This is a genomic window from Mesorhizobium sp. M4A.F.Ca.ET.050.02.1.1 (assembly GCF_003997725.1).
GTDB lineage: Bacteria > Pseudomonadota > Alphaproteobacteria > Rhizobiales > Rhizobiaceae > Mesorhizobium.
This window is the reverse complement of record NZ_RZSG01001069.1, coordinates 1-1614: the sequence shown is the minus strand read 5'-3', so window position 1 is coordinate 1614 and position 1614 is coordinate 1. Positions and strand designations below refer to the sequence as shown.

Here is a 1614-nt window from a genome sequence, read left to right as displayed (position 1 = left end):
TCCTCCGACAGCCAGCCATAGTCCGGCCGCGCCTTGAGCAAGGTCTCGCGCAGATAGGCATCTGCCGCATGGTCGGCCTCGCTGACCGGCGAGGTGCCGCCCTTCATCCAGACTTGCGGGCTGTTGCCGAAATAGCGCATGGCGATCGCGCCTGCCTCGCGGGCGGCGTCACGCAGCAGGGCGAGGTCCCCGCGCGCTCCGGCCAGGATGAGCGGGTCACGCGCCGGCAAGGGTCATGCCTTCGATGAGCAGCGTCGGCGCGGCGGTGCCGAAATTGCGGTCGAGGTCGCTTGCCGGCACCATGTTGAGGAACATGGTCTTCAGATTCGAGGCAATCGTCACCTCGGCGACCGGATAGGCAAGCTCGCCATTCTCGATCCAGAAACCGGAGGCGCCACGGCTGTATTCGCCGGTGACCATGTCGACGCCCTGGCCAAACACTTCAGTGACATAGAAGCCGCTCTTCAACGACTTGATGAGATCCTCCGGCGCCCGTTCGCCCGGCTCGATGGCAAGATTGGTCGAGGATGGCGAGACCGAGGAGCCGCTGCGCGCGCCCCGTCCGTTGGTGACCAGGCCGAGCTCGCGGGCCGCCGAGGTCGACAGGAACCAGTGGTTCAGCACGCCCTTGTCGACCATCAGCAGCTTCTGCCCCTCGACGCCTTCGCCGTCGAAGGGACGCGAGGCTTGGCCGCGTCGCCTGAGCGGCTCGTCGGTGATAGTAACTGCAGCCGATGCCACCTGCTTTCCCATCATGTCGCGCAGGAAGCTGGTCTTGCGCGCCACTGCCGCACCGTTGATGGCGCCGGCGAGATGGCCGGCGATGCCGCGCGCGACGCGCGGATCGAACACCACGTCGACCGGCCCGGTCGCCGCCTTGCGCGCGCCGAGGCGGCGCACCGCGCGCTCGCCCGCCTTGCGGCCGATTTCTTCGGGCGCGTCGAGATCGGCGAAATGCTGGCGGGAAGAAAACTCATAGTCGCGCTCCATGCCGGTGCCCGCACCGGCGATGACGCTGGTCGAGCGCGAGAAGCGCGAGGCGACGTACTGGCCAACGAAACCATGCGAGGTGGCGAGCACCAGCCCGCCGAGGCCGGCGCTGGCGCTGCTGCCGGCCGAATTTGTGACGCCGTTCACCGCAAGCGCTGCGGCTTCGGCAGCAAGTGCTGCCTCCTTCAACGCGTCGGCCGGGACCTCGGTGGCGTCGAACAGGTCGAGGTCGCGTGGCTTGCCGGCCAAAAGCGCGGGATCGGCAAGGCCCTGATAGGGATCCTCGGGCGACACCTTGGCCATGGCGACGGCGCGTTCTGCCAGCGCCTTGGGGTTCGAGGCTGCGGTCGCGGAGACGCTCGCCACCCGCTGACCGACGAACACGCGCAGCGCGACATCCTCGCTCTCCGACGATTCGGTGCCCTCGACCTTGCCCAGCCGCACCGAAACGCCGGCCGAACGGCCGCGCACGGCGACTGCGTCGGCGGCATCGGCGCCGGCGCGCTTCGCAGCCTCGACGAGCGCCGCGACGCGGTCGGTCAGTTTCGCTGCGTCGAGCTGGTCGGTCATGCACTTGATCCTGTCTCTTCGGCCCGATTGGGCGGCTGCCGCACCATCTATTGT

General features: G+C 68.4%; 1 protein-coding gene and 1 pseudogene. Both read right to left on the bottom strand.

Going from position 1 to position 1614, the window contains the following annotated elements:
* Positions 1-230: pseudogene (locus tag EOA33_RS35010) on the bottom strand (3'(2'),5'-bisphosphate nucleotidase CysQ); the annotation flags it as partial.
* Positions 217-1560, bottom strand: coding sequence for a TldD/PmbA family protein (locus EOA33_RS35005; protein WP_126055077.1), 1344 nt, complete (start codon positions 1558-1560; stop codon positions 217-219). The gene EOA33_RS35005 and the pseudogene EOA33_RS35010, both read right to left, overlap by 14 nt.
* Positions 1561-1614: the final 54 nt, after the last annotated feature.

Excerpts from the sequence above, each read along its gene's own strand:
- EOA33_RS35005 (WP_126055077.1), bottom strand. The coding sequence starts at position 1,560 with ATGACCGACCAGCTCGACGCAGCGAAACTGACCGACCGCGTCGCGGCG.